The sequence below is a fragment of the Ruegeria sp. AG7 genome, from assembly GCF_056541545.1.
In genome coordinates, this window is the sequence record NZ_JBQFYP010000015.1 from 1 (window position 1) to 17,206 (window position 17,206).

Sequence of the window (17,206 nt, forward strand, 5' to 3'; positions counted from 1 at the left end):
GGCAGACAAGATCATCGTCATCCAGGACGGCGCTATCGCCGAACAGGGAAACCTCGACCAACTCATGCAGAAAAACGGCCCCTTCAAAAACCTCTTCGACCAACAGTTCAACAAACACAAACAAAAAGTCGCACAGTAACGCGGGGAGCTGAAAATCAGATAACCGGTAAGGGTCACGCCTGTTCTGCTGTTGAGTTTGTCTGTGCACAATGCGCGTCTCAGCGCGTTGGTGTTGTGGCGCGGCAAGCGGATCCGGGGTCAGCGTTCGCCGCAATCTGACGGCAAAGCCTTAGGGTTGCGGTGGCAAAACTGTCCCACCAATAGCCAGCGTCAACTGGCGCGCTGCTTCCATCACCGGGCGGCTCAGCCGTTCGATTTCGGCCGCTCCGACGCGACTGGTTGGCCCGGACACTGAAAGCCCCGCGACAGCCTCTCTGTTGATATCGAAAACGGGTGCTGCAATGCATCGCATACCCGTAGTCTTTTCTTCGTTATCCACGGAAAAACCCCGCAATCTGATTGCTGCAAGATCTTTCTTCAACGCCTCAGCGCCGGTAATCGACTGATCCGTAAAAGCCTGTAAATTCGCTGAGGCCAACCTTCGGTTCAATCTGTCTTCGTCCATGTGGGCCAATAACGCTTTTCCGATGCCCGACGCGTGCATGGGTGACAATGTACCGGGCGGAAAAAACGCCCGGATACTTTCATGTGTTTCAACCTGGCTCAGGAACAGCACCAGACCTTCTTTCTCAACTCCCAGATTGGCGGTTTCACCCGTGGTTTCCATCAATTTGCGCATGATCGGCCTTGCCCGTTCCACCAGACTGGTACGACGCAAAAACCGCGAGCCGATCACAAACGCCTGCGGGCCAATGTGCCAAACCTGTTCTTCATGGTCGAACTCGACCAGACCCCTGCCCTGTAACGTCACGAGGATGCGATAAACGGTGGCCGGTGCCTGACGCATTTCATCTGAAAGTTCAGTAAGAGCTTTGCCTTGCGCCTGGCTCAGATATTCGAAAACCTCCATCGCCCGATCCAGTGATTTGATCGTATTCTGCGCGGTTTTGTCGTCCCACCCCCGCGGTCTTCCCCGGGCTTTGCGACGGAGTTTCGGGTCATTGTCTTGCAATTCCATAAAAACCCTCTGATCATTTATGAAAGACTTTTTCAGGATATGAAAAATATAACTCACTGACAACTATAAGTTAAATCTCTTATCACGAATTCTGAAATGCGTTTTCAAAAAAATTTCCAATCGGGTTGATGAAACTTATTGTGCTGGCAAGGACGGAAGGAGACCATCCATGAGCTTTCAAAACCCCGTTTTCATCCCGGGCCCGACGAACATCCCGGAAAGCCTGCGCAAAGCCTGCGATATGCCCACGATCGACCATCGTTCGCCATTGTTCGGGCAAATCCTGCATCCTGCGCGCGCGGGCGTGCGGGACATTCTGAAAAGCGACAGCGCCGAAGTCTTCATTTTCCCGTCGACCGGAACCGGGGGCTGGGAAACCGCCCTGACCAATACGCTGTCCGCCGGTGACAAGGTTCTGGTGGCCCGCAACGGCATGTTCAGCCATCGATGGATCGATATGTGCCAGCGCCATGGGCTGAATGTTGAGATCGTCGAAACCCCGTGGGGCGATGGGCTGCCGGCTGACAGGTACGAAGAAATCCTTGCCGCCGACAAAAGCCATGAGATCAAGGTTGTTCTAGCCACGCATAACGAGACGGCAACTGGCGTGAAGTCGGATATCGCTGCTGTGCGTAAGGCGCTGACTGCCGCGCAACACCCGGCCCTGCTGTTTGTTGATGGTGTCTCATCAATCGCGTCGATGGATTTCCGGTTTGATGAATGGGGCGTGGATGTTGCCGTTACGGGGTCGCAGAAGGGTTTCATGTTACCCGCTGGCCTTGCCATCGTCGGTTTCAGCCGGAAAGCGATGGAAGCAACCAAAACCGGCACTCTGCCCCGCACATTCTTTGACGTCCGGGACATGACCAAGGGATACGCCAACAATGCTTACCCCTATACACCCGCTGTCGGGTTGATGAATGGCCTCAATCAAGCCTGCTCTATGCTGCTGAGTGAAGGTCTGGAGAACGTTTTTGCCCGGCACCACCGGATTGCGGAAGGGGTCCGTGCCGCTGTGGGGGCGTGGGGGCTGGAGCTTTGTGCCAGCAGCCCGGCGGTCTATTCCGATACCGTAAGCGCAATCCGTACGCCGAACGGCTTCAACGCGACGGATATTGTCACGCACGCAGCTGAAAAATACGGCGTTGCCTTTGGCGTGGGCCTTGGTGAGGTCGCGGGCAAGGTGTTCCGGATCGGGCATCTGGGCAGCCTGACGGATGTCATGGCTCTGTCCGGGATCGCCACTGCCGAGATGTGCATGGTTGACCTGGGACTGAATATCGACCTGGGGTCCGGAGTTGCCGCCGCACAGGAATACTATCGCGGCCATCCCGGTTCCGTTCAGAAGAACGCGGCATGATGAAGGATTGCACAATGTATATCCCAACCTATGAAGACATGCTTGCGGCGCATGACCGGATCAAACCCTATATCCGCCGCACCCCGGTGCGAACTTCGGACTTTCTCAATGAACTGTCAGGCGCGCAGCTGTTCTTCAAATGCGAAAACTTTCAGGAACCAGGCGCTTTCAAAGTACGAGGTGCTGCGAATGCGGTTTTTGGGCTGGATGAGAAACAGGCTGAAAAAGGTGTCGCCACCCATTCTTCGGGCAATCACGCCTCGTGCCTGTCTTATGCGGCGATGAAACGGGGCATTCCCTGCAACGTGGTCATGCCTCGGACAGCGCCGCAGGCCAAGAAGGATACGGTCCGCCGTTATGGAGGGAAGATTACAGAATGCGAACCCTCCACCTCGTCGCGCGAAGCGACATTTGCCGAGGTTCAGGCGGCTACGGGCGGTGACTTTGTTCATCCCTACAACGATCCTCGGGTCATCGCCGGGCAAGGCACCTGTTCGCGCGAGTTTATCGAGCAGACCGACGGTCTGGACGCGGTCGTTGCGCCAATCGGCGGTGGTGGCATGGTGTCCGGAACCTGTTTGACCCTGTCCAATCTGGCCCCAGAAACAGCGGTCATCGCGGCAGAACCCGAACAGGCAGACGACGCCTATCGCAGCTTCAAGGCCGGTCATATCATCGCGGATGATGCTCCAAAGACTATTGCTGACGGGTTGCTGGTTCCGCTGAAGGATCTCACCTGGCATTTCGTATCGAACCACGTTTCAGAAATTTACACTGCCTCCGAGCAGGAGATCATCGATGCGATGAAACTGACATGGAAGCACCTGCGGATTGTGATGGAGCCATCTTCGGCCGTTCCGCTGGCCACGGTTCTCAAGAACCCGGACGCCTTCAAGGGCAAGCGTGTCGGACTGATTGTTACAGGTGGCAATGTCGATCTGGACCGGCTGCCCTGGATGAACGCCTGAATATACCCCAACAAAAAACAATCCCGGTATAGGATTACGGAGATGAAAGATATGAGCACTCTCGACCAGTTCGAAGTAGGTTACGACATTCCGGCCAAGCCCGGCATGGACGAAGCAGATATCCAGACACCCAGCCTGATTTTGGATCTCGACGCGCTTGAACGCAATATCAGGAAGATGGGCGATTATGCCAAAGCGCACGGGATGCGTCACCGCGTGCATGGTAAAATGCACAAGTCGGTCGACGTGGCCAAGCTGCAAGAGAAAATCGGTGGTGCCGTCGGTGTCTGCTGCCAGAAAGTTTCCGAGGCCGAAGTGTTCGTTCGTGGTGGGATAAAGGACGTTCTGGTTTCGAACCAGGTGCGTGACCCGGCCAAAATTGACCGCCTCGCACGCCTGCCAAAACTGGGCAGCCGCATTATTGTATGTGTCGATGATCTGGAAAACGTCGCTGACCTTTCGGCGGCGGCTGTCCGGCATGGAACACAGCTGGAAGTCTTCGTGGAAATCGATTGCGGCGCAGGTCGGTGCGGGGTCACAACGACACCCGAAGTGATTGAAATCGCCAAGGCGGTTGAGGCTGCTGACAACCTGAAATTCAGCGGAATTCAGGCCTATCAGGGCGCAATGCAACACCTCGACAGCTATGAGGCACGCAAGGAGAAACTGGATACCGCCATCGCGATGGTCAAAGACGCAGTAGACGGCCTTAAAGCCGAGGGTATCGAGTGCGAGCTGGTCTCGGGCGGCGGTACTGGGTCATACTACTTCGAATCCAACTCGGGCGTGTATAATGAGCTGCAATGCGGGTCTTATGCGTTCATGGATGCCGATTACGGTCGCATCCTGGACGAGAACGGCAACCGGATCGACCAGGGCGAATGGGAAAACGCATTCTTCATCCTGACCAGCGTCATGAGCCACGCCAAGGCTGACAAGGCAATCGTCGATGCGGGTCTCAAGGCTCAGTCGGTGGATAGCGGTCTGCCTGTTGTTTTCGGGCGTGACGATGTCGAATACATCAAATGCTCGGATGAACATGGCGTCGTGATGGATCCGAGCGGGGCGCTCAAGGTCAATGACAAGCTAAAGTTGGTGCCGGGGCACTGTGACCCAACCGCAAACGTACATGATTGGTATGTGGGCGTCCGGAATGGCAAGGTCGAATGCGTGTGGCCAGTGTCAGCCCGCGGCCGCGCGTACTGAGCCTGATTGCTCAAAGAATAAGCTTTCGGCCAAACATGGCCGGACAGTCGCCCGTGCGCGCCCGCTTTTGTCGGTGAAACGCACGGGCGCACGAATTTTGAATGGAGAATGACATGCTGATCGTACCCGAGCGCGAAATCGCCAACCTCATGACCCGCGACGCGGCCTTTGAAGCCGTCGAACAGGTCTTTGCCTCTATGGCCGCAGGGGACGCCTACAACTTTCCTGTCGTGCGCGAAGCCATCGGGCATGAGGACGCTCTGTACGGCTTTAAAGGCGGGTTTGATCGCGCCGGGCTGACACTGGGCCTGAAGGCCGGGGGGTATTGGCCGAACAACCTGGAAAAGCGCGGGTTGATCAATCACCAATCCACTGTTTTTCTTTTTGACCCTGACACCGGGAAACCGTCGGCGATGGTTGGCGGCAACCTTTTGACGGCCTTGCGCACTGCAGCGGCCTCTTCTGTATCTATCAAGCACCTTGCCCGTGCGGGCGCGCGGGTGATCGGTATGATCGGGGCCGGGCATCAGGCAACCTTTCAGCTACGCTCGGCGCTGGAGACCCACACCTTTGAAAAGGTCCTTGGCTGGAACTACCACCCCGAGATGCTGCCCAACATTGAAAAGGTCGCCAGTGAAGCCGGTGTTCCGTTTGAAGCGGTCGAACTTGATGGCATGACCGAAGCGGATGTCATAATCTCGATCACCTCGGCTTTTGCACCATCGCTGATGGCAAACCATGTCAGCCCCGGAACGCATATCGCGTGCATGGGAACGGACACCAAGGGCAAGCAGGAAGTCGAGGCGGCGTTGCTGGCCAAAGCATCTGTATTCACAGATGAAATCGCACAGTCGATTTCGATTGGCGAGGCTCAACACGCCGTGGCACAGGGCCTGATCAGGGAAAGTGACCTGGTCCAGTTGGGTGCGGTCATCAACGGAACGAACCCGGGCCGGACATCAGACGATCAGATCACGTTGTTCGATGGCACTGGCGTAGGTCTTCAGGATCTGGCGGTTGCTGCGTCTGTTGTCGAGCTGGCCGTACAGAAAGGCATCGCGATTGAGGTCGATTTCTGATGGCATCCCCGTGTGGTCGCCTAAGCGTCGCGTCGAAATACGCGTTTCTTATGTGAGCGATGGGCCAAGCCTGCCAGGCCTGAAACCAAAAAGCGGCGCACTACGTGCGCCGCTTTTTCATCTACAATTCCGGGCTGAACCGGTCAGACGTGATCGTCCTGTTTGATAGAGCCCAACCCGTGGCCTGCCATTCCACCGGACACCTCTTCCGTCGCTTCATCCGAAAGCTCTTCGGGCAGAACCAGATTCAAGACAATGGCAATGATAGAAGCAGGCAATATCCCGGATGTCGCCAGAACTTTGAGAGTTCCGGGCAGATGCTGTAAAGCGCCGGGCTCTAATTGCAAGCCCAGACCCAGGCTGAGTGAAATCGCAAAGATCACCATGTTGCGGCGGTTCCACGTCACGTCCGACAGCATCGAGACACCAGCTGCAACCACCATACCGAACATCACGATCACACCGCCGCCCAGAACCTCGATCGGAACGGACGAGATCACCGCGCCGATCTTGGGGATAAGCCCGCATATGATCAGGAACAGGGCACCTATGGTTACGACCGTGCGGCTCATGACGCCGGTCATCGCGATCAGGCCGACATTCTGACTGAACGACGTGTTCGGCAGGGCCCCAAAGATGCCTGATACAGCAGTTCCAAGACCATCGGCAAAAGTCGCGCCCTGAATTTCCTTGTCGGTTGCCTCGCGTCCCGCGCCGCCCTTGGTGATACCGGACACATCCCCGACCGTTTCAACAGCCGACACGAAAGACATCGCACAGAACCCAATGATCGCCGCGAATGAAAACTCGATACCGAAGTGAAACGGGTTCGGCATGGCAAACGGAGACGCGCGCCCGACATTGCCCAAATTCACCTGACCCAGTGCGAATGCCACCACGTAGCCGACCAACAGGCCAATCAGAACCGCCGACACCGACAGCATACCACGGGCAAAAAACTTCAGGCCCAAAGTAACAACAATCACAGTTCCGGCCATGAGCCAGTTCAGACCAGAGCCGTACTCTTCGGTACCGATGGCGGGTACACCGCCTGCCGCGTACTGGATGCCGACTTTGACAAGCGCAAGCCCGATCATGGTGACAACAAGACCGGTAACCAAGGGCGGAAGCGCAAAGCGAATACGGCCAATGAACAACCCAAGGCTGGCATGAAACAGGCCGCCAACGACTATACCACCCATCAATACGGCAATCGCATCAACGCCCTTTCCAACCACCAACGGGATCATGATCGGAATAAAGGCAAATGACGTCCCCTGCACGATTGGCAGGCGGGCACCAACAGGCCCCAGCCCAATGGTCTGGAACAGTGTCGCAACACCCGCAAAGAACATCGACATCTGGATCATGTAAATCATCTGCGGGAAATCGGGGCTGTTCGAACCAAACCCGAAACCCGCCGCACCGCAAACGATGATCGCTGGCGTGACGTTGGAAACGAACATCGCCAGCACGTGCTGAATTCCCAAAGGAACCGCCTTCAGAATTGGCGGGGTGTAGTTCGGGTCACGGAGCTGCTCCGGCGTCCCTAAAGTTGCATCTGACATCGCGTTTTTCCTCCCAAAAAACTACGTGGGCCGGCCCCTCTTCCGGCAATGTCCCCTATTCAGTGATCGTGTAGGCGTTCTGGAACCAATACTCCTCAAGGTTTGGCCCGTTTCCTATTCGGTCGACCACGGCGAACAACCCGGGGGGATGAAGCGGTGTCAGAACCCCGTGCCAGGTGTTCCGGTGATAATTCACGCCCTGTCCGGGCGCGGTGATGAATGCAACAGGCTCACCCGGCACACCCGCGTTGTCGGGCGCCACAACAACGACAAAGGGTTTATCTGAAAGCGGCAGAAAGGCCTGGCTGCCGTCGGGGTGGCGCTCGACCATTTCAAGTTTGATAGGCAGGTTGAAGGCCCGGGATTGGAAAACGCTGATCCCTGCGCGCCCCTCATGGAAATCCAGCTGGGCGCGATCATGGTATCGTGCGCATTTTCCCTGATTGATGTATTTGTCCACCGCCCCAGACACCTCGATGACATCGCCGAACGGCGCAAAGGCCTCGGCGGTCAGTGGCCGGAGTTTCAGCGTGGATGTCATTGCGCGAATTTCTCGATCAACCGCAACTCGGCAATCCGTTCGACCTGACGGCAGGCCTCAGCGAATTCGGTGTCTCGGTCACTATCTATCCGACGGTGAAAAGCCTCCAGAATGCTTGCTTTGGTGTTGTCCTTGACCGCAATGATAAAAGGAAAGCCGAACTTGGTTGTGTAGGCGTCGTTCAGGGTCGTGAAGGTCACACGTTCTTCATCCGTCAGCATGTCCAGACCTGCCCCAGCCTGTTCTGCCGTGCTTTCCTTGGTCAGACGTCCCGCAGCAGCAAGTTTGCCTGCCAAATCAGGGTGGGCTGTCAGGACGCCAAGCCGCTGCTCGGTTGTGGCGGAACGGAATACGCGCGCCAGCGCGTTGTGAACACCTGCGGCATTGTCATATGTGGGGCCCAGCTCCAGATCAAAGGCCGCTTGGGCAATCCACGGGCTGTGTTCGAACACACCGCCAAATTCAGCAACAAAATTTGGCCGGTCCATTTCCGACGGGGTCAGCCGTTGGCTTGGCGGATGCGTTTGCGCCCAGTGATCAGCGATTTGTTCGCGGGTGGCAAACCAGACCCCGTCATGTTTCTTGAAGTGGTCGAGTGCGCGTTTCAGGGCCATGGCGCGACCAGGGCGGCCGATGAGACGGCAATGCAGTCCGATCGAAAGCATCTTCGGCTCGCCCGCTTGGCCTTCGGCGTAGAGCATGTCGAAGCTGTCCTTGAGATAGCTTTCAAACTGTTCGCCGTTGGTATAGCCCGCCTGAATTGCAAACCGCATATCGTTGCAATCCATTGTGTAAGGCACGATCAACTGATCCTTGCCACTAGCCTTGACCCAATAAGGCAAATCGTCGGCATAGCTGTCGGCAATATAGGCCAGCTCGCCTTCGGCGGCGGCCAGATCGACCGTGTTCATCGAACAGCGGCCCGTGTACCAGCCACGCGGTGGTTTGCCCACAACCTCGGCATGAAGCCGGATCGCCTCACGGATCTGGACGCGTTCTTCTTCCGCATCCATGTCCTTGTGCTCAACCCATTTCAGGCCATGGCTGGCAATCTCCCAGCCTGCGGCCTTCATCGCCGCAACCTGCGCCGGTGCACGGGCCAATGCTGTGGCAACGCCATAAACCGTAACAGGAAGGTCCTGTAAAAGCCGATGCACCCGCCAGAATCCGGCGCGGCTGCCGTATTCGTAGATGGATTCCATGTTCCAGTGCCTTTGCCCGGGCCAAGGGGCCGCACCGGTGATTTCGGAAAGAAACGCCTCGGATGCGGCATCCCCGTGCAAAACGTTGTTTTCGCCGCCTTCTTCATAGTTCAGCACAATCTGAACTGCGATTTTGGCCCCGTTTGGCCAGTTTGCGTTTGGCACTTGCCGGCCATAGCCGGTCATGTCTCGTGGATACCGCGTCACATCAATTTCCCTCTTGGTGAAAAGACGAATAACCCAAACAATCACCTATGTTTTTCAAAAAATACTGTAAGCAGTCTTTTGACAGACTGCCTTTGCCTGCCGCTAGGGTATTGCAATAGTAACAGCAATACTTAGCGAGAGGTGCAAATGGCCGGTTACCTTACAACACATGTCCTGGATACGGCGCGGGGCTGCCCTGCCAGTGGGATGAAGATCGAGTTGTTCCGGATCAACGGAACAGACCGCACGTTGCTGAAAACTCTGCTCACCAACGAGGACGGCCGCACCAATGAACAAATCCTTCCCGAGGCCGAGTTCTCGACGGGCGAATACGAGTTGGTGTTTCATGCGGGCGAATACCTCGACGCCACTGGCGTGCCGCCTGAAAGCCCGCGTTTTCTGGATTTGATCCCGATCCGGTTCGGGATGTCCGAACACGCCCACTATCATGTTCCGCTGCTACTTTCGCCTTTCAGCTACGCGACCTATCGCGGCAGCTGAGCGTTGCACCGCGTGATCCTGTAGACTGACATTGTATTGTTATTTTTGATACTGCTTGATCTTTCGTAGCAATACCCGATGAAACCTCTGTCGCCTAGAGTGCCAAAGAACTTGGATATGTAGGAGCAACGCCATGTATGACCTGGCTGTTTTGTGGGAGTGGATGGCCTTTTCCGTCCGCTGGCTGCATGTGATCACGGCGATGGCGTGGATCGGTGCGTCATTCTATTTTATCGCGCTCGACCTGATGCTTAAGCCGAACCCTGCCTTGCCAGAAGGGGCCTATGGCGAAGAGTGGGAAGTGCACGGGGGTGGGTTCTATCACACCGTCAAATATCTTGTCGCACCCGCGCGTATGCCCGAGCACCTGACCTGGCACAAATGGCAGAGCTATACGACGTGGCTTTCGGGTGCGGCCTTGCTCATGATCATATATTGGGTCGGGGGCGAGTTGTTCCTGCTTGATCCGACCAAAGCGGACCTGGCGTTGTGGCAGGGGATATTGATTTCAGGCGGGTCACTGACTATCGGCTGGCTGCTTTACGACCAGATGTGCAAGTCGCGCCTGAGTGAGCAACCCACCGCGCTAATGCTGTTGCTTTTCGTGATTCTGGTGGCCATGTCATGGGGTTACAATCAGATTTTTACCGGTCGTGCCGCGCTTTTGCACCTGGGTGCGTTCACCGCAACCATCATGACGGCCAATGTGTTCTTCCAGATCATGCCCAACCAGCGGATCGTGGTGGAAGACCTCAAGGCGGGTCGGACGCCGGACGCCAAATATGGGAAAATCGCCAAGGTGCGTTCGACGCACAACAACTACCTGACCTTGCCTGTCGTGTTCCTGATGCTGTCAAACCATTATCCTCTGGCCTTTGGCACCCAGTATTCATGGATCATCGCCAGCCTGATTTTTCTGACCGGCGTGACCATTCGTCACTACTTCAACACGATGCACGCAACCGGGAAAGGGCCGCACTGGACCTGGGGTGTCACTGTCATCCTCATGATCGTGATCGCATGGCTGTCTTCTGTCAGAACCGGCGAGACATGGGAGAACGCCGAAGCAAGGGCATTGACACCTTACGAAGAAAAATTTGCGTCGGCTGCTGGGTTTGAAGAAGCCTATGACACTGTGCTGGGCAATTGTTCGATGTGTCATGCCCGCGAGCCGGTTTATGGCACCATGAAATGGGCCCCGAAGAAAGTTTATTTGGAAACGCCGGGCGATGTAGCCCGGCACGCCGACCAGATTTACCTGCAGGCCGGGATCAGCCATGCCATGCCACCGCCTTCAGCGGTTCAAATGGACGTGGAAGCGCGCCAAACCATCATCGCATGGGTGCGCGAGGTCAGAGGGCAGTAGGATTTTCGCAGGGCTACATCCTACCCTTCACTTCCTACCCCCTGCCGCGGGACAAGTACCTTGTTTCTGCCGCTCAAACAAAGCAGGGCGCACAAGACCTGATGCCGCCCCCGGCCTAGCGCGATGGAGGGGTCAGCCATTGGGCCGACATGCCAAAATTCGAGTTCTTCAACTCTTGCTTGGCAATCGCCTGCAAATGCACCTCATCCGGCCCATCTGCATATCGCAGCGCGCGTGCCCAGGTATAGCTGTCGGCCAGCGGTGTATCCGGGGTCATGCCCATCGCCCCAAAGACCTGCATCGCGCGATCCGTGACAGCAGCATGTACATTGGGCGCCACGACCTTGATCAATGAAATCTCTCGGAATGCTTCTTTTGCGCCCACCTGATCAATCTTCCAGGCCGCTTTCAGGGTCAGCAACCGCGCCTGTTCGATCTCCAGCCGGGATTTGGCGATCCACTCGCGGATAACGCCCTGTTCTGCAAGCTGCTTGCCAAACGCTTTCCGTTCCTGCGCGCGTTCGACCATCAGGTTAAGCGCCATTTCCGCCGCACCGATCGAACGCATGCAATGGTGGATGCGACCGGGACCAAGCCGGGCCTGCGCCAGAGCGAACCCGCTGCCTTCCTCGCCCAAAAGATTGCTGACCGGAAGGCGCACATCCTTGAAGACCAGCTCGGCATGGCCTTCAGGGTCGTGCATGTTCAGAATGGTGGGGTTGCGAACAATCTCAAAACCGGGCGTGTCCTTCGGGACAATGACCATACTTTGTTGTTTGTGCCGATCCGCATTGGGATCCGTTTTACCCATGACGATAAACAATCTGGTGTTCGGGTGACAGGCGTTTGTGATGAACCACTTGCGGCCATTGATGACGTATTCATCCCCCTCACGCCGTATCGAAGTGGTAATATTGGTCGCGTCCGAACTGGCCACATCCGGTTCAGTCATCGCAAAAGAGGATCGGATTTCACCGTTCAACAGCGGCACCAGCCATGTCTCGCGCTGTTCCGGAGTAGCAAACATGTGCAACAGTTCCATATTGCCGGTATCCGGCGCACTGCAATTGAACACTTCCGAAGACCAGGCCACCTGCCCCATAAGTTCGGCCAGCGGCGCGTATTCCAGATTGCTCAGCCGGGTGCCGGGTTCATCGTCGCGCAGGCTGGGCAGGAACAAGTTCCACAACCCTTCGGCCCGGGCCAACGCCTTGAGATCTTCCATAAACGAAACCGGGAAACTGCCTGCCGCCATTTCTTCTTTGTGATCGCGTATGCGCGGGTAGATATGCGCCTCCATAAACGCTTTCAGGTGGTCATACATTTCCGTGGCGCGCGGCGATGGGGCAAAATCCATGGCGGTTCCTTCCGGTGCGTTGTGGCGGTGATGTCCTCAAACTCTGCTCGCGCCAGAACGGCCGCCAAGGCACTATCTTCTGGTGAGTTTAATCCGGCGCTTGATTACGCTCAGTTTGCGCAATCACTCCGATATGAAAAGAGGAAAAAACCAATACCGCAACCTGCCGGCGTGAAACGTCAGGTCATTGTTCTCAGAACCTGGTGGACCAACAATACCTAAGGGGATGAACGGGCCGCATTCGGAGATTTGCACCGCCGGGCGAGTTTCACATCGCCCACGCCCGGAATTGCCTCTCAACCCGCCTTTGGCGTTCACACTGAACTAGACCGGTGGTTTCAGACCCAGCTGTTTCACGGCGGCACATGCTGTCTGAACCCAACGCTCTTTCAGTGCGTTGTTGCCATTGTGGCGCAAGCCCAGCGATTTCAGAAGCTCAAACCGTTTCAGATCATCGCCACCAAAGGATACAGCGACACGCGGCCACCAATAGTTAACCGCATCCTGCATCTGCTCGGTCTCTCCGTTCCCGGCAAGCTTCACAGCACCTTCCAACGCCAACGCGCCATGATGGGCTTCGACCGGGGCGATGCTGCGGAAAGCTTCAGCCAACGGTTGGTAGGAAACCATTGAAAACTCGGCCAATTGTTCCATGACCGCACGGCTCATCAGCAGGTTCATGATGACGGCGTCAGTCCAGCCCGAGATCGGATAATTGAATACCGCAAGGCGCATGTCATGCGCGCTGCGGGTCGCACCGATATCTGCGTCACGATCCAGGCGGGCCGTCCACGGATGATGTGTGGCATATCTCTCGGTATCGGCCCCAAACTCACCCATTATCCTGAGAACCTGATCGGCGTGATCCGTTTTCTCAAGAACAATCCTCGCGGCTGCGATACGTTCCTTGATTCCCGGACCCTGATTGATGATGTCTGCGAATCCGGCGGCACCGGCAAGTTCGCTGTCCACGAACGTGGCCATCAGCTTCATGAGTTCGGCGCGGTAGCGCGGCGGAACATTGGTCGGGTTGGTCAGCACACCGCCGGCGGCCAGATAGCTGTCGAGTGTCATGGTGTCAGTCATCTGTCTTCTCCCTTTACTGGTCGTAGTCCACGACCACGCGGTCGGTGACCGGATAGGCCTGACAGCTCAGTACATAGCCTTTTTCAACCTCGTAATCCTCAAGCGCGTGATTGGCGAGCATCTCGACCTCGCCTTCCAGAACGCGGCAGCGGCAGGTTGAACAAACACCGGCCTTGCAGGCGTAAGGGGCGTCCATGGCGTTTTCCAAGGCAGCGTCCAGAATGGATTTGTCCTTGGGCAGAGTTATCGTCTGAGTGGACCCATCAAGAGTGATCGATGCGCTGGTTTGGTTCGCCTGCGTGCCCGCATCTGCCGCACCTTCCTTGCGTTTGGCCCGGCCCGGCTGAGCGCTGGCAAAGAGTTCAAACTTGATCTGCCTGTCGTCAAGACCATGCGCGCGCAGCGCTGCAGCAATCCCCAGCATCATCGGCTCGGGACCGCAAATAAAGGCTGTGTCCACGTTCTGAATATCGACCCAATGTTTGAACAGGTCGGCGCATTTTTCCTGCGTCACCAGACCGGTGAACAGGTCGATCTCCTGTGCATCCGCCTCAAGAATATGGATTACGTTCAGGCGGCCCATATAGAGGTTTTTCAGATCTTCCAGCTCTTCGCGGAACATGATCGTGTTGATGCCCTTGTTGGCGTAGATCAGCGTAAAGCGGGACTTGGGTTCGCGGGTCAGGGTTGTCTTCAGGATCGACAGAACCGGCGTGATGCCAGAGCCGCCAGCGAAACCGAGATACTGCTTTTCCGCATCAGCATCGATCGGAGTGTGAAAGCTGCCCATCGGTGGCATCGCCTGCACAACGTCCCCGACGTTAAGCTCGGAATTGGCCCAACTGGAGAATGCGCCGCCCTCGACACGTTTGATCCCGACTTGCAGTACCCCGTCATCCTTGCCCGCACAAATGGAGTAGGACCGACGCAGTTCTTCTCCGTCAAAGTCGCGGCGAAACGTCAGGTATTGGCCTGCGGTGAAATCGAACTGATCCGCCGCGCCGTTGACAGGCTCAAGCGTCACGACAACCGCATCGCGGATGGTTTTGTGGATGTCGGTGACTTTCAGGTCATGAAAACGTGCCATCCGGTGCTCCTCCTCAGATGCACTTGAAATAGTCAAAGGGTTCCAGGCAGTCGGTACAGCGCCAATGGGCCTTGCACGGGGTCGAGCCGAACTGGCTGACCTTTTCAACCGCTTTACTGCCGCAATGCGGGCAGCGCTCTGGCCCGCCCGCCGGTTGTGGCGGGGCGATGCCAAACTCTTCCAGCTTGGCGCGGCCTTTTTCGCTCAGCCAATCGGTTGTCCAGGCTGGTGAGATGCAGGTTTCGATCCGCACGTCTTTGATACCGTGATCGTGCAACGCGGTTTCGATATCCATGCTGATGACGGATGTTGCCGGACAGCCCGAATAGGTTGGCGTCACCGTCACGAGCAGCGTTTCGGCATCCCAACGCACATCGCGTACGATCCCGAGATCGACAACCGAGATTACCGGAATCTCGGGATCCGGTACGGCATCCAGCCAGTCCCAGATCTGGTCGGTCGAGTGGCGTTGCATCACATGTTACCAGCTTGCACCGGGATATGCGCGCTGCAACCACTGCATCTGCGTCAAAAGGTGCCCCAGATGTTCCGTATGCATGCGCCCGTCACGCCCGCCTTTATGGGCAAATCGGCTTTCCGGAAGGGTCAATGTCGCCTTGGCCAGAACCCGTTTGACCAGCGCATCATATTCTTCGCGCAGATCGGCCGGGTTCGGCGCGATCCCGGTAGCAACCATCTGCGCGTCGATGTCATCGCTGACAAACATCTCGCCTACATATGGCCAGAGGTAATCCAGCGCTGCCTGCATCCGGGTGTGGCTTTCTTCTGTTCCATCACCCAGACCTACGACCGTTTCTGCCGAACGCTCCAGATGATAGGCGACTTCCTTGCTGGCTTTGGCAGCAATCGCGGCGACACGATCGTCAGAGGATGTCAGAAGACGGCCGAGCATGACCGAATGCCAGGCATCGAACAGGAATTGGCGCATCAGGGTGCGACCGAAATCACCGTTCGGGACCTCGACCAGCAACACATTGCGGAAATCCCACGCGTCGCGCAGAAATGCCAGATCATCGGCGCTTTTGCCGCCACCTATCTCTCCGGCAAGGCCAAGCCACATCTGGGTCTGTCCAATCAGGTCCAGCGCCGTGTTGGCCAGTGCAATATCCTCCTCCAACACTGGCGCGTGGCCGCACCATTCGCTGACGCGATGGCCCAGGATCAGGGTATTGTCGCCCATCCGCAGCAGGAACTGCTGAAACGCTTCGTCGCGGGTCATCACATCGCCCCCACTTCTTCGGGGATGTCGAAAAATGTCGGGTGGCGGTACACTTTGCTTTCGCTGGGCTCATACAACGGGCCTTTGTCGCTGGGCGACGAGGCCGAGATGTTGTTGGCTTCTACCACCCAAATCGACACGCCTTCGTTGCGGCGGGTATAGACGTCGCGTGCATTCTTGATCGCCATTTCCGCGTCCGGGGCATGCAGCGAGCCGACATGTCGGTGGCTCATCCCATGTTGACCGCGGATGAAGATTTCCCACAGGGGCCATTCGGTATTCATCGGGTTTCCTCCTCAGGGTAAGCTTATTCGGCGGCCAGATTGCCGGCCTGTTTCTTGCGCGCGTGGGCCAACAGCCCGTCACGCACCCATTTGCCGTCATCCCAGGCCTTGTTGCGCGCCGCCAGACGGTCGACGTTGCAGGGACCGTTACCCTTGATCACATCGAAGAATTCCGACCAATCCGGCTCTGAGAAATCGTAATGCCCGCGCTCCTCGTTCCACTTCAGGTTCGGGTCGGGGATTGTCAGACCCAGATATTCGGCCTGTGGGACGGTCTGGTCGACGAATTTCTGGCGCAGCTCATCATTGGTGTTGATCTTGATCTTCCAGGCCATCGACTGCGCGGAGTGGACGGAATCCTTGTCGGACGGTCCAAACATCATCAGCGACGGGTACCAGAAGCGGTTCATCGCGTCCTGCGCCATCTTGCGCTGCTCGGGCGTGCCTTCGGCCATCTTGCGGATCGCGTCATAGCCTTGACGCTGATGGAAGCTTTCCTCCTTGCAGATGCGGATCATGGCGCGTGAGTACGGCCCGTAAGACGTTCTTTGCAGCGGCACCTGATTCATGATGGCAGCCCCATCGACCAGCCATCCTACGGCGCCGATATCCGCCCAGTTCAGCGTCGGGTAATTGAAGATCGACGAGTATTTCATGCGACCGTCCAGCAGCATCTCGGTGATCTCATCGCGGCTGACACCCAGTGTTTCGGCCGCACAATACAGGTAAAGCCCATGGCCAGCTTCATCCTGCACCTTGGCTAGAAGGATTGCCTTGCGTTGCAGCGTCGGCGCACGCGTGATCCAGTTCCCTTCGGGCAATTGTCCGACGATCTCGGAATGCGCGTGCTGTCCGATCTGGCGGATCAGCGTTTTACGATACCCTTGAGGCATCCAGTCCTTGGGTTCGATCTTGATATCCGCGTCGATCCGCGCCTGAAATTCAGCAAGCTTTTCAGGATCATCGTTAGACGCCTCGGATTCTACCATCTGGGCATACATGTCCCGTCTCCTCCG

17 protein-coding genes are annotated in these 17,206 nt (G+C 56.8%); 6 read left to right on the forward strand and 11 right to left on the reverse strand.

Annotated features, from left to right (window positions below):
- Window positions 1-289: 289 nt before the first annotated feature.
- Window positions 290-1,138, reverse strand: a complete 849-nt coding sequence (gene bhcR / locus ACR0BF_RS16655) for an HTH-type transcriptional regulator BhcR (protein WP_480521258.1) — start codon at window positions 1,136-1,138, stop codon at window positions 290-292.
- Window positions 1,139-1,307: 169 nt separating this feature from the next.
- Between bhcR and bhcA the strand changes: the two genes are divergently transcribed.
- The 4 genes from bhcA (at window position 1,308) to bhcD (ending at window position 5,751) form a co-directional block, all read left to right on the forward strand.
- Window positions 1,308-2,498: an L-aspartate--glyoxylate aminotransferase BhcA gene (gene bhcA, locus ACR0BF_RS16660; RefSeq protein WP_480625350.1), complete on the forward strand. Its 1,191-nt coding sequence runs from the start codon at window positions 1,308-1,310 to the stop codon at window positions 2,496-2,498.
- A complete protein-coding gene (gene bhcB / locus ACR0BF_RS16665; protein WP_480496144.1) occupies window positions 2,498-3,466 on the forward strand; it encodes a beta-hydroxyaspartate dehydratase BhcB in 969 nt (322 codons plus the stop codon). The genes bhcA and bhcB overlap by 1 nt, the downstream gene beginning before the upstream one ends.
- 42 nt (window positions 3,467-3,508) lie before the next feature.
- Window positions 3,509-4,672 (forward strand): 3-hydroxy-D-aspartate aldolase BhcC, encoded by a 1,164-nt coding sequence (gene bhcC / locus ACR0BF_RS16670; RefSeq protein WP_267366574.1) that lies wholly within the window; start codon window positions 3,509-3,511, stop codon window positions 4,670-4,672.
- 113 nt (window positions 4,673-4,785) lie between these two features.
- On the forward strand, window positions 4,786-5,751 hold the full coding sequence (gene bhcD / locus ACR0BF_RS16675) for an iminosuccinate reductase BhcD (protein WP_480496106.1): 966 nt from the start codon (window positions 4,786-4,788) through the stop codon (window positions 5,749-5,751).
- Between the two features lie 143 nt (window positions 5,752-5,894).
- Here bhcD and ACR0BF_RS16680 read toward each other — a convergent pair whose 3' ends face one another.
- Genes ACR0BF_RS16680 through puuE form a run of 3 tightly spaced genes read right to left on the reverse strand, consistent with a single transcriptional unit; the run spans window position 5,895 to window position 9,269 of the window.
- Window positions 5,895-7,319 carry a uracil-xanthine permease family protein gene (locus ACR0BF_RS16680; RefSeq protein WP_480625351.1) on the reverse strand — a complete coding sequence of 475 codons (1,425 nt, stop codon included), beginning with the start codon at window positions 7,317-7,319 and terminating at the stop codon, window positions 5,895-5,897.
- Window positions 7,320-7,374: 55 nt separating this feature from the next.
- Complete coding sequence (locus tag ACR0BF_RS16685) at window positions 7,375-7,860, reverse strand: ureidoglycolate lyase (RefSeq protein WP_480478180.1); 486 nt, start codon at window positions 7,858-7,860, stop codon at window positions 7,375-7,377.
- Window positions 7,857-9,269, reverse strand: a complete 1,413-nt coding sequence (gene puuE, locus ACR0BF_RS16690; protein ID WP_480625352.1) for an allantoinase PuuE — start codon at window positions 9,267-9,269, stop codon at window positions 7,857-7,859. The genes ACR0BF_RS16685 and puuE overlap by 4 nt, the downstream gene beginning before the upstream one ends.
- Before the next feature lie 147 nt (window positions 9,270-9,416).
- Here puuE and uraH point away from each other — a divergent pair, with 147 nt between their 5' ends.
- Window positions 9,417-9,770, forward strand: a complete 354-nt coding sequence (gene uraH, locus ACR0BF_RS16695; RefSeq protein WP_480625353.1) for a hydroxyisourate hydrolase — start codon at window positions 9,417-9,419, stop codon at window positions 9,768-9,770.
- A 133-nt stretch (window positions 9,771-9,903) separates the two neighbouring features.
- Complete coding sequence (locus ACR0BF_RS16700) at window positions 9,904-11,136, forward strand: urate hydroxylase PuuD (protein ID WP_480625354.1); 1,233 nt, start codon at window positions 9,904-9,906, stop codon at window positions 11,134-11,136.
- A 115-nt stretch (window positions 11,137-11,251) separates the two neighbouring features.
- On the opposite strand, the gene ACR0BF_RS16705 is transcribed toward ACR0BF_RS16700, so the two are convergent.
- From ACR0BF_RS16705 to paaA, 7 genes are all read right to left on the reverse strand, one after another.
- On the reverse strand, window positions 11,252-12,493 hold the full coding sequence (locus ACR0BF_RS16705) for an acyl-CoA dehydrogenase family protein (RefSeq protein ID WP_480625355.1): 1,242 nt from the start codon (window positions 12,491-12,493) through the stop codon (window positions 11,252-11,254).
- Window positions 12,494-12,817: 324 nt separating this feature from the next.
- Window positions 12,818-13,579: a Phenylacetic acid catabolic protein gene (locus ACR0BF_RS16710; RefSeq protein WP_480625356.1), complete on the reverse strand. Its 762-nt coding sequence runs from the start codon at window positions 13,577-13,579 to the stop codon at window positions 12,818-12,820.
- A 13-nt stretch (window positions 13,580-13,592) separates the two neighbouring features.
- Entirely contained in the window at window positions 13,593-14,666 is a 1,074-nt protein-coding gene (locus ACR0BF_RS16715; RefSeq protein ID WP_480521246.1) for a 2Fe-2S iron-sulfur cluster-binding protein, read from the reverse strand.
- Window positions 14,667-14,679: 13 nt separating this feature from the next.
- Window positions 14,680-15,141, reverse strand: a complete 462-nt coding sequence (paaD, locus tag ACR0BF_RS16720; protein ID WP_480521244.1) for a 1,2-phenylacetyl-CoA epoxidase subunit PaaD — start codon at window positions 15,139-15,141, stop codon at window positions 14,680-14,682.
- 6 nt (window positions 15,142-15,147) lie between these two features.
- Entirely contained in the window at window positions 15,148-15,906 is a 759-nt protein-coding gene (paaC, locus tag ACR0BF_RS16725) for a 1,2-phenylacetyl-CoA epoxidase subunit PaaC (RefSeq protein ID WP_480521242.1), read from the reverse strand.
- Window positions 15,906-16,190 (reverse strand): 1,2-phenylacetyl-CoA epoxidase subunit PaaB, encoded by a 285-nt coding sequence (gene paaB / locus ACR0BF_RS16730; protein ID WP_209507558.1) that lies wholly within the window; start codon window positions 16,188-16,190, stop codon window positions 15,906-15,908. Before paaB ends, paaC begins: the two co-directional genes overlap by 1 nt.
- 23 nt (window positions 16,191-16,213) lie before the next feature.
- A complete protein-coding gene (paaA, locus tag ACR0BF_RS16735; RefSeq protein WP_480476985.1) occupies window positions 16,214-17,191 on the reverse strand; it encodes a 1,2-phenylacetyl-CoA epoxidase subunit PaaA in 978 nt (325 codons plus the stop codon).
- Between the last annotated feature and the right edge of the window lie 15 nt (window positions 17,192-17,206).